The organism is Pseudomonas sp. B21-059 (assembly GCF_026016285.1).
Lineage (GTDB): Bacteria > Pseudomonadota > Gammaproteobacteria > Pseudomonadales > Pseudomonadaceae > Aquipseudomonas > Aquipseudomonas danubii.
Window position 1 is genome coordinate 6026413 of sequence record NZ_CP087201.1, and the last position, 18631, is coordinate 6045043.

Sequence of the window (18631 nt, forward strand, 5' to 3'; positions counted from 1 at the left end):
ACCGCTTTATGAAAGCCCAACGCCTACTGCGCCCCCTGCTTGCCCTGTCGCTGCTGATCGCCACGCCGTTGTGGGCGGCCGGAGCACCGAAGGATCTGACCTGGTCGGAAATGATCCCGCCGGACGCGCCGCCGGAAGTGCCGAACATGCAGCCGCTGCACGACCTGTCGCAGATGAGCGATGCACTGGCCGCCGAATCGGCCCCCGCCGCCAAGCAGGACCTACCCAATGCGCCGGTGGTGAAGAGCCTGGACGGCCAGACGGTGCGCCTGCCCGGCTATATAGTGCCCCTGGAAGTAAACGAGGAAGGCCGCACCACGGAGTTTCTCCTGGTGCCCTACTTCGGCGCCTGCATCCACGTGCCACCACCGCCGTCGAACCAGATCGTCCACGTCACCAGCGAGCTCGGGGTAAAGCTCGACGAGCTGCATCAGCCTTACTGGATCGAGGGCGCCATGCAGGTCAAACCCTCTACCAGCGAGCTGGCGGACGCCGGCTACCAGATGGCGGCGCAAAAGATCTATGTCTATGAGTTGCAGGAGTGAGTGCAGCAGCGGTGCCGGCTCGGACAGGGTTCGGGCACCAGGCCAAAAGAGTGCAGAACAAAAGAATAGTTCAGCCCTGCCACCGGGGTTCGCCATTTCATTGAGCTGAGTCAAGGCAGTCAACTTGACGATCCTTACCATTGGACATAGCCAATTTGAATCGTCCTTTGGAGCTCCCATGCACAAGTCTCTGCTTAGCGCTTCCCTGATCGCGCTCGCACTCGCCGCCCCGATTGCCAACGCCCATGAAGCTGGCGATATCCTGATCCGCGCCGGTGCCATTACCGTCAATCCAAAAGCCAACAGCTCCGACGTCAAGGTCGACAGCGGCCCGTTGGCCGGCGCCAACCTGGGCGGCAAGGCGACCATGAGCAGCGACACTCAGCTGGGTCTGAACTTCGCCTACATGGTGACCAATAACGTCGGTATCGAACTGCTGGCCGCCACCCCGTTCGAACACGATGTGAAGATCAAGGACACCTCCCTGGCCGCCGCCAACGGCAAGCTCGGTACCCTCAAGCACCTGCCGCCGACCCTGAGCGTTGTGTACTACCCGCTGGATAGCAAATCGGCGTTCCAACCCTACGTCGGTGCCGGTATCAACTACACCTGGATCTACGACGAGCACGTCGGCAGCCGCGCCCAGGCCGCAGGTTTCGACAATTTCCGCGCCAAGAACTCCTGGGGCCTGGCCTGGCAGGTCGGTGCCGACTACATGCTGACCGACAAGATCATGGTCAACGCCCAGGTGCGCTACATCGATATCGATACCCGTGCGTATGTGGATAACAACGCCCTGGCCGCCGGCACCCGCGCCAAGGTCAATGTCGACGTTGATCCTTGGGTCTACATGGTGGGTCTGGGCTACAAGTTCTAAGCCCGCCGACAATGAAAAAAGGCGCCTCGAAAGGCGCCTTTTTCATGCCTGCACTTTCCCTCAGCGCCCCATCAGGCGGGCGAGGCCGACACTCATCGGAGTCGGCTCGGGAAACGTGAAACGCTGCAGCAGACGCTGGTTGCTGGCGCGGGAATGACGGATGTCACCGGCCCGGGCCGGACCGTAGCTGATGGCAGGCAATTCGCCGACCACCTCGGCCAGGGCCGTAAGCATCTGCTTGAGGGTGGTGGCCTGATTCAGGCCGACGTTGACCGCCCCCACTTCAAGCTGCGGTGCCTCGATGGCCTGCACCAGCACCTGCACCAGATCACCGACGTAAACAAAGTCCCGAGTCTGCTCGCCATCGCCGAACACGGTAATGGGCAGTCCCTGTTGGGCCCGCTCGCTGAAGATGCTGATGACCCCGGAATAGGGCGAGGACGGGTCCTGACGCGGGCCAAAGATATTGAAGAAGCGGAAGATCGCCGGTTCCAGGCCATGCTGGCGCCGATAGAAATCAAAATAATGCTCGCTGGCCAGCTTGTCCGACGCATAAGGGGTCAGCGGCGCCTTGGCCGTGTCCTCATCAATGGACTGGCCTTCGCCGTTGTTGCCATAGACCGCCGCGCTGGAGGCGAACAACACCCGTTTGACGCCGCACTGGCGCATGGCCTCGCAGACATTCAGGGTGCCGATGAAATTGCTCTGGTGAGTCTGCACCGGATCGTCCACCGAGGCCTGTACCGAGGCCACCGCCGCCAGATGCGCCACGGCGCAACAGCCTTGCATGGCACGGCTCACCAGCCCCGCGTCGGCGACGTCGCCCTCGATCAGTTCTACCCGCGGGTCGTCCAGCGGCAGGTTGCTCGGTTTGCCGGTGGACAAGTCGTCCAGCACCCGCACCGAGTAGCCCTTGGCGAGTAGGGCGTCGGTCAAGTGCGAACCAATGAAACCGGCGCCGCCGGTGATCAATACAGGGCCATCAGCCATGACGATAAAACCTATCCAGTAAGGCCGGGAGCGCGGCACGCCAGGCGCGCGGCTTGATCCCGAAGGTATGAAGAATCTTCTTGCAGGCCAGCACCGCGTGCTGCGGTTCTTCGGCAGCATCGCCACAGGCGGCATGGGCCTGGGCAGTAGGGGCCTCGATGGCCAGCGGGTGCAGTTGCCGTGCTTCTGTCAGCACCGCCTGGCCCAGAGCCAGGGGCGTGGTCGCTTCCTGACCGGCATAGTGATAGGTGCCCCACAGCGGCGCGGCACAATCGAGCTGCTTGAGCACCGAGATGATCACCCGCGCGGCGTCGTCCACCGGGGTCGGATTGCCCCGACGGTCGTCCGCCATCAACAGTTCTTCCGGGGATTCGGCCCGAGCCAGGAAACGCCCGAGAATGCCGTCGGAGCTGTCGTCCAGCAACCAGCCGAAACGCAGCAAGACGTGCTGCGGACAGGTGGCACGAACGCTCTGCTCGATCCGCCACAGTGCCTGACCGCGCAGCCCCAAGGGCACCGGCTCGTCTTTCTCGCTGTAGGCGGTGGCCCGGGAACCGTCGAACACTCGATAGCTCGAAGGCTGCGCAAGAATGATGTTGTGATGCTGGCAAAGCTCCGCCAGCCGTTCGACCGCGCGCTCCTGAGCACTCAGGCGTGCCTCGCTCACCGTCTCCGCCTGAAACCAGTCGAAGTAGTAAGCCAGGTTGATCAAGGCATCCGGGCGGGTGTCGTCGAGCAGTTGCGTGAGGCTCGCGGCATCCCAACCGTCTTGCGGCGGACGGGGGGCGAGGAAACCGATGTCCTCCTCCGCACCCAGGCGAATCAGCGCCTGCCCAAGGGCATTTCCGCCGCCCAGTAACATAAGGCGCATTCGCATAGAGTCAGCAGGCCCAGTCTGTTCAGAACGATGGTTTGGATCGGCCAGTCCCGTGGGTTTGACCGTCGAGAATTGCCGGAATCGTTGCATTTTGCGGGTTTGTGGCGCAAGCGTCACTGAGAAAGTGTCGGTGCGACCTTGTGCCCTCTGCGCCGACTGCGGCGCCAGCTGCACAGCACGCTACTTGCAAGTTGCCCCGAGCGGCCGCATAAACCCATCCATGACCCTCGCCGAATCCATGAACCCGGTCCTGGACGGTTTTCATCCCGCCGTCAGCGCCTGGTTCGAGCGCACCTTTGCCGCCGTGACCACGGCCCAGGCCCGCGCCTGGCCGTTGATCGCCCAGCGCCGCTCGACCCTGATCGCCGCCCCCACCGGCTCGGGCAAGACCCTCACCGCCTTTCTCGCCGTGATCGATGACCTGGTGCGCCAGGGCCTGGCCGCTGGCGGCCAGTTGCCGGACGCCACCCTGGTGGTCTACGTCTCGCCGCTCAAGGCCCTGAGCAACGATATCCAGATCAACCTGCAGCAGCCGCTGGCCGGCATCATCGAACAACTGCGATTGATGGGCCTGCCGCAGCTGTGCATCCGCACCGCGGTGCGCACGGGCGACACCCCGCAGAAAGAACGCAACGCCATGCGCAAGAGCGCGCCGCAGATTCTCGTCACCACCCCGGAATCGCTCTACGTGCTGCTGGGTTCGGACTCCGGGCGCAAGATGCTGGCCAGCACCCGCAGCGTGATCGTCGACGAGATCCACGCCCTGGCCGGGAGCAAGCGCGGCAGCCATCTGGCCCTGAGCCTGGAGCGCTTGCAGGCGCTGTGCGCCGAGCCCCTGTTGCGCATCGGTCTGTCGGCCACGCAGAAGCCCATCGAGGCCGTGTCACGTTTTCTGGTGGGGCATGAGCGGCCTTGCGACATCGTCGACATCGGCCATGCCCGCCCCCGGGACCTGGATATCGAAGTGCCGCCCGTACCGCTGTCGGCAGTCATGTCCAATGATGTCTGGGAGCTGGTGTACGGGCGTCTCGCCGCCCTGAGCCGGGAACACCGCACCACGCTGATTTTCGTCAACACCAGACGCCTGGCCGAGCGGCTGGCCCGGCACCTGAGCGAACGCCTGGGCAAACAGGCGGTGGCCGCGCACCACGGCAGCCTGGCCAAGGAGCAGCGCCTGGAGGCCGAGCAGCGGCTCAAGGCCGGGGACCTGCAAGTGTTGATCGCCACTGCCTCCCTGGAGCTGGGCATCGATATCGGTGATGTCGATCTGGTGTGCCAGATCGGCTCGCCGCGCTCGATCTCGGCCTTTTTACAGCGCGTCGGGCGCTCCGGCCACCAGGTCGGCGGCACCCCGAAGGGCCGATTGTTTGCCCTGACCCGGGACGACCTGATCGAATGCGCCGCTCTGCTGGACTGCGTGCACCGCGGCGAGCTGGACAGTCTGCTGATCCCCCATGCGCCGCTGGATGTGCTGGCCCAGCAGATCGTCGCCGAAGTCAGCTGCCAGGAATGGCCGGAAGGAGCGCTGCTGGACCTGCTGCGCCGGGCCACGCCTTACGCCGACCTGGATCAGGCCCACTACCAGGCCCTGCTGCAGATGCTTGCCGAAGGCTTCAACGGTCGCCAGGGCCTGCGCAGCGCCTATCTGCATCGTGATGCCCTGACCCGCACCCTGCGCGGCCGTCGTGGAGCCAAGCTGACGGCGGTCACCAGCGGCGGCACCATTCCCGACAACGCCGACTACAGCGTGCTGCTGGAACCCCAGGGCCTGAACATCGGCAGCGTCAACGAAGACTTCGCCGTGGAAAGCATTGCCGGCGACGTGTTCCAGCTGGGCAATACCTCCTACCGCATCTTGCGGGTGGAAACCGGAAAAGTGCGGGTCGAGGACGCCCAGGGCCAGCCGCCGAACATCCCCTTCTGGCTCGGTGAAGCCCCGGGGCGCAGCGCCGAGCTGTCCAGCGCCGTGGCCCGCCTGCTGGCGCAACTCGACGCCCAGCTCAGCGCGACTCCGGGCCAGTTGCAACCGGCCATCGACTGGCTGCAGCAGGCGCTGGGGCTGAACCGCGCCAGCGCCGAGCAACTGGTGGACTACCTGGCGCCCGCGCGCCTGGCCCTGGGCGCCCTGCCGTCCCAGGACACGCTGATCATGGAGCGTTTCTTCGACGAATCCGGCGGCACCCAACTGGTGATCCACAGCCCCTTCGGCAGCCGCATCAACCGCGCCTGGGGCCTGGCCCTGCGCAAGCGTTTCTGTCGCACCTTCAACTTCGAACTGCAGGCTGCCGCCAGCGAGGACGCCATCGTCCTGTCGCTGTCTACCAGCCACAGCTTCGCCCTGGATGAAGTCTGGCGGTATCTGCACAGCAACAGCGCCGAGCACATCCTCATCCAGGCGCTGCTGGACGCCCCGCTGTTCGGCGTGCGCTGGCGCTGGAACGCCGGGATCGCCCTGGCTCTGCCGCGCTACAGCGGCGGGCGCAAAGTGGCGCCGCAGATCCAGCGGATGAAAAGCGAAGACTTGATCGCCAGTGTGTTTCCCGACCAGATCGCCTGCCTGGAAAACCTCGCCGGCGAACGGGAAATTCCCGATCACCCGCTGGTGGAACAGACCCTCGACGACTGCCTGCACGACGCCATGGACAGCGAAGGCTGGCTGCAGCTGTTGCGGCGCATGGAACAGGGCCAGGTGCGCCTGCTGAGCCGCGAGTTACCAGCGCCCTCGCCCCTGGCGGCGGAAATTCTCAGCGCCAAGCCCTACACCTTTCTCGATGACGCGCCCCTTGAAGAGCGTCGCACTCAGGCGGTATTGGCGCGGCGCTGGAGCGACCCGCAAACCACCGACGACCTCGGCGCCCTGGATGCGGACGCCATAACCGCCGTGGCTGAAGAGGCGTGGCCAAACCCGGCCACGGCCGATGAAATGCACGAAGCCCTGATGAGCCTCGCCGCCATCAGCGAGGCTGAAGCCCAAGCCAACCCCCAGTGGCCGCAATGGCTGGCAACCCTGGCAGCCCAAGGCCGTGCCTGCCGCTTGCCGGTGGGCTCCAGTGAACAGCTGTGGCTGGCGCTGGAGCGCATCACCTGCCTGCAAGCCCTGTATCCCCAAGCGCCCTTGCAGCCGGCCCTGAACCCTGTGCCCGGCTTCGATCAGGCCTGGGACCCGGAACCTGCGCGAGTGGAACTGATTCGCGCGCGCCTCAGCGGCTTTGCCCCCCAGACCCTGAGCCAGATCGCCGCCCCCCTGGGACTGCCTCCCGGGCAAATCGCCCAGGCCCTGGTCCAGCTTGAAACCGAAGGCTATGTACTGCGGGGGCGCTTCAGCCCCGATTGCCAAGAAGAACAGTGGTGCGAACGCCATCTGCTGGCGCGAATTCACCGCTACACGGTGAAGCGCTTGCGCCGGGAGATCGAACCGGTGGCCCTGCAGGACTTCATGCGCTTCCTGTTCGACTGGCAGCACCTGTCCCCAGGCACCCAAGGCCAGGGCAGCGCCATGCTCGCCGAAGTGGTCAGCCAGCTCGCAGGCTACCCGGCGGCGGCCTCAGCCTGGGACAGCGACCTGCTGCCGGCGCGGATCAAGGATTACTCCGCCAATTGGCTGGATGAGCTGTGCCGCAGCGGCAAGGTAGTCTGGAGCCGGATCAACAGCACGGGCAAGACCGCCAGCAGCGCCCTGCGCAGTACGCCGATCGTGCTGCTGCCACGCTCCCAGGCCGCTCTCTGGAGCGCATTGACCTGCCCGGCCGACAGCCACGAGCTCTCGCCCAGGGCGCAGAAAGTCCACAGCGTACTGAGCCAGCAAGGCGCTCTGTTTTTTGATGAGCTGCTGCACGAAGCCCACCTGCTACGCAGCGAACTGGAAAGCGTGCTCCAGGAACTGGTGGGCGCCGGCCTGGTGAACGCCGACAGTTTCGCCGGACTGCGCGCCCTGATTACACCGGCGAGCAAACGCCAGAACCGCAGCAGCCGACGAGGTCGCGGGGCCTTTGTCGGTGGCATGGACGATGCCGGACGCTGGGCCTTGCTGCGTCGTTCAGTGACTCAAGACTCGACAGCCACCCTGGAACAGGTGGCCATGACCTTGCTGCGCCGTTACGGCGTGGTGTTCTGGCGACTGCTGGAACGCGAGGCGGACTGGCTGCCCAGCTGGCGCGAACTGCTGCGCACCTTCCATCGGCTGGAAGCCCGGGGAGAGATCCGTGGCGGGCGCTTTGTCAGCGGTCTGGCCGGCGAGCAGTTCGCCCTGCCGGAAGCCATCGCGCTGCTACGGGAGGTACGCCGCCGGCCCCATGACGGCAGCCTGATCGCGGTGTGTGGCGTGGACCCGCTGAACCTTGCCGGCACCCTGCTGCCCGGGCCCAAGGTAGCGGCACTCAGTGGCAACCGCCTGGTGTATCGCGACGGCCTGCCCGCCGCGGCCGAGATCGGCGGCACCCAACACTGGTGGCTGGAACTGGAACCCGAGGCCGCCCAGGCCCTGCGCAACAAACTCATCCAGCACTGACCTTCCCCCGCAGGAGCCGGCTTGCCGGCGAAGGCGGCCCCGTCAATCCCGGCCCATTGCCCCGCCTGTGCAACGGCTATGGGATCAGACTTAACCGGCGCCGAGCCTATTGCCCCCGATTGGCGGCACTGGGAGACACACCGAAGCGGTTGCGGTATTCGCTGGGGGCCAGACCGGTGATTTTCTTGAACAGGCTGCGAAAGGTCGCCGGGTCCTGGTAACCCACGGTCCAGGCGATGTGATCGATGGTGCCGTTGGTGAACTCCAGCATCTCCCGCGCCTTGCCCACCCGCAGGTGCTGGCAGTACTGGGTCGGTTTGAGGCCGGTGGCGGCGCGGAAACGTCGCAGCAAGGTGCGCTCTTCAAGACCCGCCTGTTGCGCCATCGTCGGCAGCGACACATCCACCGCGCCATTGGCCTGCAGCCAGTGCTGCAACTTGAGGATCGCCCCATCACCATGGTTGAGGATCGGCGCGAAATTGCTGCCGCACTGGCTGGCGCTGTCGCTGTGCTCCATCACTAGAAAACGCGCCGTGGCACTGGCGATGCTCGGCCCCAGCAGGCGGTCCACCAGGCGCAGTCCCAGTTCGGCCCAGGCCATCAACCCGGCCGTGGTGATCAGGTCGCCATCGTCGACTATGGGTTGGTCGGCCTCCAGGCGCACCTGTGGATAACGGGCGGCGAACGCCTTGGCCGAGGTCCAGTGGGTGGTGGCGCTGCGGCCATCGAGCAGGCCACTCTCGGCCAGCAGGATCGAGCCCACACAGACACCGCCAAGCGTGGCGCCGGCCGCATGCTGCTGGCGCAACCAGCTCACCAGGGCAGAGGACGACTGGTTCGCGGAAAAACCTGCCAACGAAGGCGGTATCACCACGGCCAGCAGGCTGCCGCTCTCTCCCTCCTGGCTGTCATAGATCCGCCGTGGGCCTTGTGCCTCAGAGGCTTGCCAATGGCTGACCCGCAACCGCGGCAGTTGCGCCAGGGGCTGTTCACCGGCAATCCGATTGGCCACTTCGAACAGATCGGTCAGACCATGCACCGCCGCCATCTGCACCCCGGGATAAAGCAGTACGCCCAGTTCGGCGACCGAGCCTTGAATGCCCACTGTCAGTTTTCCCCCTGTTAATGTCGATGCGGCCAATCCTCCTGGGAGCAAGGGCCACCGATACTGGGCCCCAGGTTATCCACTCACTTGGAGGCAACACCCATGGCCAAACAGGCGCTCATCGTAATCGATATCCAGAACGACTACTTCGCCCACGGCAAATGGCCCCTGATCGGGGTCGACGCGGCGGCGGACAACGCGGCAAGGCTGATCCAGGCCTTTCGCCAAAAGGCGCAAGCGGTGGTGCACATCCGCCACGAATTCACCTCCGACAGCGCGCCCTTTTTCACCCCAGGCTCCGAGGGTGCGCACTTGCACCCCAAGGTGCTGAACCGCGCCGACGAACCCGTGGTGCTCAAGCACTTCGTCAACTCGTTCCGGGAAACCGAGCTGCAGGCGATCCTCCAGCAACTGGGCATCGATGAACTGGTGATCGTGGGCAACATGAGCCACATGTGCGTAGAGGGCACCGCACGGGCTGCTGCCGACCTGGGCTACCCGGTCAAGGTGATACACGACGCCTGTGCCACCCTCGACCTGGAGTTCAACGGCCAGCGAGTACCGGCGGCGCAAGTACAAAGCGCGGTGATGTCGGCCCTGGCATTCGCCTACGCCGATGTCCTGTCCACCGAAGAGTTCCTCGCAGCCTGATCGCTTGCATTCTGCGCCGACGATGGCGGTGAGCTCAGCCTCACCGCCGTTTGTGTCTGGGCAGGCAGACCTGCCCCAGACAGATATCCACAGGCAAGGACACCACACCGCCTGTTGTCGCCAGCAAGACAACTTCCAGAACTACTTACGAATGATTCTTGTTATCCGAGCTAATTGTTAGTTGCGACCAAACTCTTGCCGTCACAACTCAAAGCGGTCAAATAAATGGCGCCATTAACAATGGTCGACATTCAATAGCTGACTAATGGAAATGTTTTAACCCCGATTATTTCAAATCCTGCCTTGAGCTTTACCAAGAGTCGCTTCACGCCTAATAACATCAACACTTATAAATCTCAGTGCTTACTTCTTACGGTTACCTGTAACTCGATATAACCAAAGCGAATAAAACATATAACAAAAGCCAGAACCCACCTATAACAAGACTCCCCACCCCGGATTCATTGCCCTTAAAGCCAAGCAACAAGGTTGCACCACGTCCCTAGGGAGGGTGTTTGCAACAGTATCAACAGCCGAACCCGATACTTTCCCAGCGCGCCAGAAAAGAGCCTTGCGAGCCACTTCAGTCACCTTACTTGCAAATCCAGCGGCCTTGGCTAAGTTGATAGCTACTCGCCACTGAAGTGCTCTTCAGCCGCCAGAAAACCAATAAGAACTGTCGAGGAGTTCAATAACCGGACGCCCCCCCGCCTGCCCCAGCTGAGACTGACACGGAATTAGTCATATTAATCAAGAGGGATGCTTGATGAAGCGCAGTTCATTGCCTCGAGTTTTTTCATTCAAGGGTGCGGCCGAAAATTACTGGCTCTCGTTAGTGCTGTTTTCGATCCTGGTGGTCGCCAGCTTCCTGCTGTTTGAACAACAGATCCAACAGTTGCTGAATCACCTTGGCAACTTCCTCCCTTCCGATCCCGTGCAACGCACCAGCCTCGCTCTGCTGCTGGTCACACTGCTGGCCCTGGACGTGCTCTTGCCGGTGCCTTCCAGCCTGGTGGCGCTGCTGGCCGTTGCGGTTCTGGGCGCCGTTGGCGGCTATCTGGTGATTTTCATCGGCCTGTGCCTGGGAGCCTGCCTGGGCTACTGGCTGGGGGCCGGCTACTTTCGCCTGTTATCCAACTGGCTGGGGCTCAGGAGCTGGCAGCCGGGGCAACTGGCCTATCGCCTCAGCACCCTGTCGCTGATCTGCCTGCGCGGAGTTCCAGTGCTGGCAGAGACCTCGGTGCTGGCCGCGGGCATGCAGCGTTATCCACTGCGCCAGTTCCTGCTGGTCACCACCCTGGCCAATGCCGGGCTGGCCCTGGCCTACGCCGCCATCGGCAGTTTGCTGGTGGAGCAGAACGCACTGCTGGCGACCATTCTCGCCAGCATGGTGCTGCCGGGGCTGGTCCTGGGCGCCCGCAGCCTGCTCAAGCCTCGCGCTGCGCAGCCGCCGATGGAGCAAAACCATCCTCTGGAAGGACGCTTCGAGGTGAGCTACCACTACCCGGTGCTGTTCACCGATCACATTTTCCAGGCCGACAATCCCTGCCTGCACCGGCAACTGGTCCAGGCGCAACAGGGACGCACCACCGTGCTGGTGTTCATCGATGAACAATTGCTGCAGTGCTGCCCACAACTGCCGCAACAGATCGACGCCTATTTCAGCGCCCACGCCGCCGACCTGCATCTGCAGGCCGCACCGATCCCGGTGCCGGCGGGCGAGCTGAGCAAGACCCCGGACGTGCTCCAGCAGTTGTATGCCCACATGCTTGAACACGGCCTGGACCGCCACTGCTATGTGCTGGCCCTGGGCGGCGGCGCGGTACTGGACGCCGTCGGCTATGCCTGCGCCACCTTTCATCGGGGGATGCGGCTGATCCGCATCCCGACCACGGTGCTGGCCCAGAACGACGCCGGCATCGGGGTCAAGAACGGCATCAACGCGTTCGCCCAGAAGAACCTGCTGGGCGCCTTCTACCCAGCCACGGCGGTGATCAACGACTTCCAACTGCTGCTCAGCCTGTCACCCCGGGACCAGATCGCCGGGCTGGCCGAAGCGGTGAAAGTGGCCGTGATCAAGGACGCTGCATTCTTCCAGTGGATGGAGCAGCAGGCCGAGGCCCTGGCGAGCTTTGAACACAGCGCCAGCCGCTACGCCATCTTCCGCTGTGCGCAATTGCATCTGGGCCATATCACCGGGGCCGGCGACCCTTTCGAACGGGGCAATGGCCGCCCCCTGGACTATGGGCACTGGGCTGCGCACAAGCTGGAGAACCTCAGCCAGCATCGCTTGCGCCATGGTGAGGCGGTGGCGGTGGGCATGGCCCTGGACGCGCTCTATGCCAATGCCACCGGCTTGCTGAGCCATGCTGAAACCCAGCGCCTGTTGCAGCTGCTGGACAAGCTCGGCTTCAACCTGTGCCCGCCGGAGTTGCGGTTGCAGGATGCCCAGGGCCGCTCCCTGGTGCTGCTGGGGCTGGAGGAGTTTCGCCAGCACCTGGGTGGCCAGTTGTCGATCCCGATGCTCAACCGCCTGGGCCAGTCCACCGATGTGCACCACATCGAACTGCCGGTCATGGAGCAGGCCCTGCTGCGTCTGAGCAGTTTCGGTGGGCCGGACTTCGCCTGGACCGAAGGCTGCGCCCAATGAGCCACTCCTCCCTGACCACCTGGCTGACCCTGGGCCGGGTATCCAACCTGCCGACGGTGTGGACCAACGCCCTGGCCGCCGCGTTGCTGGCCAGCAGCGCCACCACCCTGGCACCGCCCTCGCCACTGGTGTGGACCCTGCTGCTGGTGGCGCTCTCGGCGCTGTACCTGGCCGGGATGCTGCTCAACGACCTGCTGGATGCCGATTGGGACCAGCAACATCAGAACCCGCGGCCGATTGTCCTGGGCCTGGTTAGCCGGACTCAGGTCAGCCTGGCCACCGCCGCCCTGTTGCTGCTGGCGGCGCTGTCGGTACTGGGCCTGAGCCACCTGATCGCGCAGCCCCATTGGCTGCTGGCCAGCGCCGGCTTGCTGCTGCTGTTCATCCTGGCCTACAACCTGCTGCACAAAAAATACCCCCACAGCGTCTGGCTCATGGGCGGCTGCCGCTCGGCCCTGTACCTGACCGCCGCCGCCAGCCTGGCCATGCCACCGCAGCCGCTGTGGCTGTGTGCCGCGCTGCTGGGCACCTACATCGCCGGCCTGACCTACCTGGCCCGACTGGAGCATCGCAACCAACTGCTCAGCCGCCTGCCGCTGCTGCTGATGCTCAGCCCCCTGGCCCTCGCCGCTTACGCAGACAACGGGGTGTTCTGGCTGGTCCTGCTGCTGTGGCTGGGCTGGTTGGGCTGGCACTACCGGCGTCATTTGGCCAACCCGCAACAACGGCAGATTCGTGCCTTTATCGGTGCCGGCCTCGCCGCCCTGCCGTTGTTCGATGCCCTGGTGCTGGCCCTGGCCAATCAACCCCTGGGCAGCCTGCTGTGCGTGCTGGTGTTCTTTCTGCTGCCCCACCTTCAACGCTGGATCAAGCCGACATGACCATGGACGTCACTTTCCCCGCCTCGCTCCCGCTCGTCATGCGCCATGAGGCCTTTGCCGAACGCCGCCGCCAACTCGACGACCAGCTCGACGACGAGAACCGCCGCTGGTGGCACGCCGCCCTGGAGCAACTGGCCAGCCAACCGTCGGCCAACACCCTGGTGCTGCTCAGCAGCCAGTGCAAGCGGCGCTTTGGCAACGCCGAGGTCAGCGCCAGCCCAGGCTGGAACCGGACTCAACTGGCCCGCGCCTTGCTCCTGGAGCAACTGCTGGAACAGCAGGCCGGCGGCGATCAACTGGCCCTGCTGCGCCAGCTGTTTCTGTGGGGCGACGACCAGGAAAAAAGCGTGCTGCTCAGGGTCCTCGATGACCTCGACACAGAAGGGCGCAGCATCGATCTTGCGCTCCAGGCAGGACGTACCAACAACCGTGAAGTGTTCGCCGCCCTCGCCCTGGACAACCCCTTTCCCGCTCGCCACTACCACGACCGGGCCTTTCACCAGTTGCTGCTCAAGACCCTGGGCATGGGCCTGGACAGTGGCCGCGTCAAAGGCCTGGCCCAGCGCCACAGCGTCGACCTCAACCAACTGGCCCTGGAGCATATGGAAGAACAGTTGGCGGCGTTCCGCAGTGTCAGCGACGGACTGCCCCATGCCATCGCCTTCGAGCTGTTGAGCCAGGCCCAGCGCCAACGCTTGCGCCACCTGTGCCAGCAGCGACGACTGCCACCGCACTGGCTCCAGCACTTGCCACCCGACGCCTGATTCGACACCGGCGCACCCACTCAATTTTCTCTACCACTGCATCAGGGACTCACCATGCCGAAGTACTTCGACCCGCACATTCATATGGTCAGCCGCACCACCGACGACTATCAGAACATGGCCGCCGCCGGTATCACCGGGGTGATCGAGCCGGCCTTCTGGCAAGGCCAGGCGCGCACCAGCGTCGGCAGCTTCATTGACTACTTCGACACCCTTCTGGGCTGGGAGCGCTTTCGCGCCAGCATGTTCGGCATTCACCACTTCTGCACCATCGGCCTCAATCCCAAGGAAGCCAATGACCTGTCGGTGGCCAACGAGGTGCTGGAGATCCTGCCGCGCTATCTGGTCAAGGACGGTGTGGTCGCGGTGGGCGAGATCGGCTACGACGACATCACCCCCGAGGAAGACCGCTTTCTCGCCGCACAACTGGAGCTGGCCAAGCAGTTCAACCTGCCGGTGCTGGTGCACACCCCGCATCGGGACAAGATCGGCGGCACCAAGCGCACCCTGGCGGTGATCCGTGAAGTGGGCATCGCCGAGCATCTGGTGATCATCGATCACCTCAACGAACTGACCCTGCCCCTGGTGCTGGACAGCGACTGCTGGCGCGGGCACTCCATCTACCCCAACACCAAGATGTCGGAGCAGCGCATGGTGGCCCTGCTCAAGGAGTACGGCACCGAGAAGATGGTGGTCAACAGCGCCGCCGACTGGGGCATCAGCGATCCGCTCAAGGTGCCCAAGACCGGCCAGGCCATGCTCGCCTCCGGATTCAGCGAGGCTCAGGTGGAACAGGTGCTGTTCCATAACCCGGTGGATTTCTTCGCCCAGAGCGGACAACTCGACAAGCAACAGGTGAGCACCCCGCTGCCCATCGACCAGCGGCGCCAATGGCAGGACAACTCCGCCCTGCGCGGCCAGGAACCGGTGGTCAAATGAGCGCCCGGGCCGGTTGGAGCGCCGCGCAGATCGGTTACTGCAGCAACGTGCACCCGGCGCGGGACGTGGCCGGCCTGGAGAGCTCGATCCTCCAGCACTTCCAGGGGGTGCGCCGCCAGCGTGGCCTGGCGGTGCAGGACAGCGGCCTGTGGATCAGCGCCCAGGCGGCCGCCGAGCTGCAGCAGCCCGCAGTGCACGAATCCTTCCTCGGGCTGTTGCACGACAGCGGGATGCGCCTGACGTCCCTCAACGGCTTTCCCTACGGCCAGTTCCATCAGGGTGCGGTGAAGGCCGAGGTCTACCGACCGACCTGGGCCGAACCGCAACGCCTGGAGTACAGCCTGCAACTGGCGGAGTTGCTCGCCGCCGCCCTGCCCCTGGACTGCCAGCAGGGCGTGATTTCCAGCGTGCCTCTGGGTTATGCCGCCCTTTGGGACGACGCCCAGCAACAACAGGCCGAGGCCCAGCTGTTGCAGTTGACCGCCGGGCTGGCCAGCCTGCATCGGCGCAGCGGCAAGAAGATCCTGCTGTGCCTGGAGATGGAGCCGGACTGCGTACTGGAAAACACCGATCAGGCCATCGCCTTCTTTCAGCACTGGAAAGCCACCGACCCCCATCATCAATACCTGGCGCTGTGCTTCGACGTCTGCCACCAGGCGGTGGTCTTCGAGGACTGCTACCAATCGCTGCAACGGCTGCTGCAGGCGCGCATTCCGGTGGGCAAGATCCAACTCTCCAACGCCCTGATCTGTCACTTGCCGGTGACGGACCCAGCACGCCGCGAGCAGGTGCTGCAGGCCCTGGGCAACTTCGCCGAAGCCACCTACCTGCATCAGGTGAAAGCCCGTGACCGCAAAGGCCAACTGCTGGCCTGGGCCGACCTGCCCAAGGCACTGCAGGCGGTAGAACCGGTGCACGGCCAGTGCCCCGAGTTGCGCATTCACTTTCACGTGCCCTTGTTCAGTGAACAGTTCCTGTTGCCGGAGCTCAACGGCAGCCAGCAGGCCCTGATGCGCACCTTCGACTTTCTCGCCGCCCATCCGCAGTGCCAGCCGGTGCTGGAAGTCGAGACCTACAGCTGGAACGTACTGCCCGGCACCCTGCGTCCGGACACCGAACAAGCCCTGCTCCAAGGCATTGCCGCAGAGCTGCAGTGGGTTGAACAACAGTTGCGCCAGCGGCACTTGCTGCATGGGCAATCGTCCCCCATGGAGGCGCCAGCCCATGCCCTCTGAAGCACTGCGCCAGCCCCTGCTGCTGATCAACGTGGTCGGCCTGACCCCCAGCTTGCTGGGCCCGGCCACGCCGCGGATCAACGCCCTGCTGCAACGGGCCAAAATGGCCCGGCTGCGCCCGGTGTTCCCGGCCGTGACCTCGACGGTACAGGCCTCGATCCTCACCGGCCTGCCGCCTTCGCAACACGGCATTGTCGGCAACGGCTGGTATTTCCGCGATCAGGCCGAAGTGCGCTTCTGGCTGCAGCCCAATGCGCTGATCCAGGGTGAAAAGGTCTGGCAGACCTTGCAACGTGAGATCCCCGGCCTGCGCTGCAGCCAGCTGTTCTGGTGGTTCAACATGTACGCCGAGGTGGATGCCGCCATTACGCCACGCCCCCACTATCCGGCCGACGGGCGCAAGATGTTCGGCCTCTACTCGTCACCGCCCGGGCTGCACGAACGCATCGAGCGGCAGATTGGCGAGTTTCCCTTTCCGGGCTTCTGGGGCCCGGCGGCGGGCATTGCCTCCAGTCGCTGGATCGTCGACTGCGCCATCGCCGAGTTCCAGATCAGCCGCCCCGACCTGCAACTGATCTACCTGCCGCACCTGGACTACAGCCTGCAACGCCTGGGGCCCGAGCATCCGTCCATCAGCGACGAAGTGCGGGCCATCGACCATGAAGTCGGGCGCCTGCTGGACTTTGCCCAGCAACAAGGCGCGGCGGTGATGCTGGTTTCCGAATACGGCATCGAAGCGGTGCAGCAATCAATCTCCATCAACCGCGTGCTGCGGGAGCAGGGCCTGCTGCAAGTACGCCGCTCCCTGAGTTGGGAGCTGCTCGACCCCGGCGCCAGTGCCGCCTTTGCCGTGGCCGACCATCAGATCGCCCACGTCTACGTGCGCCAGCCCAGGGACATTGCTCGGGTCAAGGCCCTGCTGCAGCGCCAGCCGGGCATCGAGCAGGTGCTGGATAAAACCGAACAGCGGGCCTGGCAGCTGGATCACCCGCGCAGCGGCGAGCTGGTGGCGGTGGCCGCCCCGGGCTTCTGGTTCGATTACTACTACTGGTTCGACGACCGCCTGGCCCCGGACTTCGCCCGCACCGTGGATATCCACCGCAAGCCGGGCTATGACCCGCTGGAGCTGTTCATCGATCCAGCGATCCGCTTTCCCAAGCTGCGGGTCGCCCGCCGCCTGCTGCAGAAGAAGCTCGGCTTTCGCTACTACATGGACCTGATTCCCCTGGACACCCGACTGATTCGCGGCAGCCACGGACGCTTGCCGAGCAACGATGAGGTGGGGCCGCTATTGATCACCGATTGCGATTTACCACTGCCGGAGCATCTGCCGGCCACTGCGGTAAAGCACCTGCTCCTAGAGCATTTCCTAGGGCGCCCCTATGACGACACGGCTCAAGCCAAGGAGATTCCATGCGGCGAACCATCCCTATAGCGGTACTCAGTGTGTTGAGCGGTCTCGCTCAGGCACAGAGCCCGAACACCTTCGATTGCAACAAGTTCCTGACCTTCGCAGACGACCCCACGACCACCCTGGCGACGTTCAAGCAGAGCCCGGAAACCATGGCCTGGAACTGGTTTGTCTGCCTCAACCAGCCGGATGCCAGCCGCAACAACAATCGGGTCTGGGAAACGTTCAAGCCTTCCGATCAGGTTTACCTGTTGAAGGGGGCCGAGCCCCTGCCCTACTCCGACCATGAAAACCTGCCGAGCGAAGTACCGGAACTGGCACAAAAGCAGGGCATGGACCCCAAAGGGCTGTTTCAGTTTCTCGGCAACGACATGCCAGGCAGCCCGCAGAACGGCATCCAGCAGGTGGATGGCCTGGCTCTGAAAATGCGCAGCGGCCCACCGGTGCCACCGTCGAAAAACGAACAGTTGGTGCGCTTTCACCTGTTGATGGGCGAGGACACCTTCAACTACATCGTCGCCAACAAGATCTACAACCGCGATGGCCTGGCCAAGCTCACCAGCAACCTGGACTTCCCGGACACGGCCTGGGAGCTGAAAACCTCCTGGTTCTGGATCGGAACCGACCAGGACTTCAAGGCCCTGTTGACCCAGGACGGGTACTACATCTCCCAGGCCTATTACGTGGACAGCACGGGCCAGTATCAGGTGGGCTACGCCGCCCTGAGCGGCATGCATGTGATCAACAAGCTGACCCCGGACTGGGTCTGGACCACCTTCGAAAACCGCAACAATCCCAAGTACACCGTCACCAATGACACCCCACCCAAGCCGATGACCAACATCACCGGCCCCACCGAGGCGGCCAAACCGGTGAACACCAGCTTCCAGCAGCAGTATTCGAACCTGGCCCAGTACGAACTGATCGGCGTGCAGTACGACCAGAACCGTGCCGAACCCAAGCTGCTGGCCAACTCCCAGCTGGAGTCGGCGTTCCAAGGCTCCTCATCGTGCCTGGCCTGCCACAGCACGGCGGCCTATTCGACGAAGAAGAACACCTTCTTCTCGTTCAACATCGACCACACAGGCGGAATCCTCTACCCCACCAGCGTACTGCCGGACAAAGACTTCGTCGGTTATCAAAAACTGGATTACGTCTGGTCGCTCAAACGCGCCCAGTGGAAACGCTAAGGAGAGCAG

The 18631-nt window shown here is 64.1% G+C and carries 14 protein-coding genes; 11 read left to right on the top strand and 3 right to left on the bottom strand.

Going from position 1 to position 18631, the window contains the following annotated elements:
* Positions 1-8: 8 nt before the first annotated feature.
* Together LOY69_RS26800 and LOY69_RS26805 are read left to right on the top strand one after the other, a co-directional pair.
* Positions 9-545 (top strand): DUF3299 domain-containing protein, encoded by a 537-nt coding sequence (locus LOY69_RS26800; RefSeq protein WP_265073833.1) that lies wholly within the window; start codon positions 9-11, stop codon positions 543-545.
* A gap of 178 nt (positions 546-723) precedes the next feature.
* Positions 724-1422, top strand: a complete 699-nt coding sequence (locus LOY69_RS26805) for an OmpW/AlkL family protein (protein WP_041120027.1) — start codon at positions 724-726, stop codon at positions 1420-1422.
* Positions 1423-1482: 60 nt separating this feature from the next.
* Here LOY69_RS26805 and LOY69_RS26810 read toward each other — a convergent pair whose 3' ends face one another.
* Both LOY69_RS26810 and LOY69_RS26815 read right to left on the bottom strand, forming a co-directional pair.
* Positions 1483-2412: an NAD-dependent epimerase/dehydratase family protein gene (locus tag LOY69_RS26810; protein ID WP_265073834.1), complete on the bottom strand. Its 930-nt coding sequence runs from the start codon at positions 2410-2412 to the stop codon at positions 1483-1485.
* Complete coding sequence (locus tag LOY69_RS26815; RefSeq protein WP_102865279.1) at positions 2405-3289, bottom strand: sugar nucleotide-binding protein; 885 nt, start codon at positions 3287-3289, stop codon at positions 2405-2407. Before LOY69_RS26815 ends, LOY69_RS26810 begins: the two co-directional genes overlap by 8 nt.
* 220 nt (positions 3290-3509) lie before the next feature.
* On the opposite strand from LOY69_RS26815, the gene LOY69_RS26820 reads away from it, so the two are divergent.
* Positions 3510-7796, top strand: coding sequence for a DEAD/DEAH box helicase (locus tag LOY69_RS26820; protein ID WP_265073835.1), 4287 nt, complete (start codon positions 3510-3512; stop codon positions 7794-7796).
* Positions 7797-7902: 106 nt separating this feature from the next.
* Here LOY69_RS26820 and LOY69_RS26825 read toward each other — a convergent pair whose 3' ends face one another.
* On the bottom strand, positions 7903-8844 hold the full coding sequence (locus LOY69_RS26825; protein ID WP_413787151.1) for a GlxA family transcriptional regulator: 942 nt from the start codon (positions 8842-8844) through the stop codon (positions 7903-7905).
* A gap of 159 nt (positions 8845-9003) precedes the next feature.
* On the opposite strand from LOY69_RS26825, the gene LOY69_RS26830 reads away from it, so the two are divergent.
* The 8 genes from LOY69_RS26830 to LOY69_RS26865 all read left to right on the top strand — a co-directional run bounded on the left by LOY69_RS26830 (position 9004) and on the right by LOY69_RS26865 (position 18622).
* Complete coding sequence (locus LOY69_RS26830; RefSeq protein ID WP_265073837.1) at positions 9004-9552, top strand: cysteine hydrolase family protein; 549 nt, start codon at positions 9004-9006, stop codon at positions 9550-9552.
* 766 nt (positions 9553-10318) lie between these two features.
* Positions 10319-12202, top strand: a complete 1884-nt coding sequence (locus LOY69_RS26835) for a 3-dehydroquinate synthase (protein ID WP_102882389.1) — start codon at positions 10319-10321, stop codon at positions 12200-12202.
* Positions 12199-13083 (top strand): UbiA family prenyltransferase, encoded by an 885-nt coding sequence (locus tag LOY69_RS26840; protein ID WP_102865274.1) that lies wholly within the window; start codon positions 12199-12201, stop codon positions 13081-13083. The genes LOY69_RS26835 and LOY69_RS26840 overlap by 4 nt, the downstream gene beginning before the upstream one ends.
* Positions 13080-13847 (top strand): EboA domain-containing protein, encoded by a 768-nt coding sequence (locus LOY69_RS26845; RefSeq protein WP_265073838.1) that lies wholly within the window; start codon positions 13080-13082, stop codon positions 13845-13847. The genes LOY69_RS26840 and LOY69_RS26845 overlap by 4 nt, the downstream gene beginning before the upstream one ends.
* A gap of 54 nt (positions 13848-13901) precedes the next feature.
* Positions 13902-14786 (top strand): TatD family hydrolase, encoded by an 885-nt coding sequence (locus tag LOY69_RS26850; protein ID WP_102865272.1) that lies wholly within the window; start codon positions 13902-13904, stop codon positions 14784-14786.
* Positions 14783-16021, top strand: coding sequence for a metabolite traffic protein EboE (eboE, locus tag LOY69_RS26855; RefSeq protein ID WP_265073839.1), 1239 nt, complete (start codon positions 14783-14785; stop codon positions 16019-16021). Before LOY69_RS26850 ends, eboE begins: the two co-directional genes overlap by 4 nt.
* A complete protein-coding gene (locus tag LOY69_RS26860; RefSeq protein WP_102882393.1) occupies positions 16011-17456 on the top strand; it encodes an alkaline phosphatase family protein in 1446 nt (481 codons plus the stop codon). The genes eboE and LOY69_RS26860 overlap by 11 nt, the downstream gene beginning before the upstream one ends.
* Positions 17435-18622: a hypothetical protein gene (locus LOY69_RS26865; RefSeq protein WP_110596276.1), complete on the top strand. Its 1188-nt coding sequence runs from the start codon at positions 17435-17437 to the stop codon at positions 18620-18622. Before LOY69_RS26860 ends, LOY69_RS26865 begins: the two co-directional genes overlap by 22 nt.
* Positions 18623-18631 lie beyond the last annotated feature (9 nt).

Coding starts and splice junctions, on each gene's coding strand:
- LOY69_RS26800 (WP_265073833.1), top strand. CDS start 9: ATGAAAGCCCAACGCCTACTGCGCCCCCTGCTTGCCCTGTCGCTGCTG.
- LOY69_RS26805 (WP_041120027.1), top strand. CDS start 724: ATGCACAAGTCTCTGCTTAGCGCTTCCCTGATCGCGCTCGCACTCGCC.
- LOY69_RS26810 (WP_265073834.1), bottom strand. CDS start 2,412: ATGGCTGATGGCCCTGTATTGATCACCGGCGGCGCCGGTTTCATTGGT.
- LOY69_RS26815 (WP_102865279.1), bottom strand. CDS start 3,289: ATGCGAATGCGCCTTATGTTACTGGGCGGCGGAAATGCCCTTGGGCAG.
- LOY69_RS26820 (WP_265073835.1), top strand. CDS start 3,510: ATGACCCTCGCCGAATCCATGAACCCGGTCCTGGACGGTTTTCATCCC.
- LOY69_RS26825 (WP_413787151.1), bottom strand. CDS start 8,844: ATGGCGGCGGTGCATGGTCTGACCGATCTGTTCGAAGTGGCCAATCGG.
- LOY69_RS26830 (WP_265073837.1), top strand. CDS start 9,004: ATGGCCAAACAGGCGCTCATCGTAATCGATATCCAGAACGACTACTTC.
- LOY69_RS26835 (WP_102882389.1), top strand. CDS start 10,319: ATGAAGCGCAGTTCATTGCCTCGAGTTTTTTCATTCAAGGGTGCGGCC.
- LOY69_RS26840 (WP_102865274.1), top strand. CDS start 12,199: ATGAGCCACTCCTCCCTGACCACCTGGCTGACCCTGGGCCGGGTATCC.
- LOY69_RS26845 (WP_265073838.1), top strand. CDS start 13,080: ATGACCATGGACGTCACTTTCCCCGCCTCGCTCCCGCTCGTCATGCGC.
- LOY69_RS26850 (WP_102865272.1), top strand. CDS start 13,902: ATGCCGAAGTACTTCGACCCGCACATTCATATGGTCAGCCGCACCACC.
- eboE (WP_265073839.1), top strand. CDS start 14,783: ATGAGCGCCCGGGCCGGTTGGAGCGCCGCGCAGATCGGTTACTGCAGC.
- LOY69_RS26860 (WP_102882393.1), top strand. CDS start 16,011: ATGCCCTCTGAAGCACTGCGCCAGCCCCTGCTGCTGATCAACGTGGTC.
- LOY69_RS26865 (WP_110596276.1), top strand. CDS start 17,435: ATGCGGCGAACCATCCCTATAGCGGTACTCAGTGTGTTGAGCGGTCTC.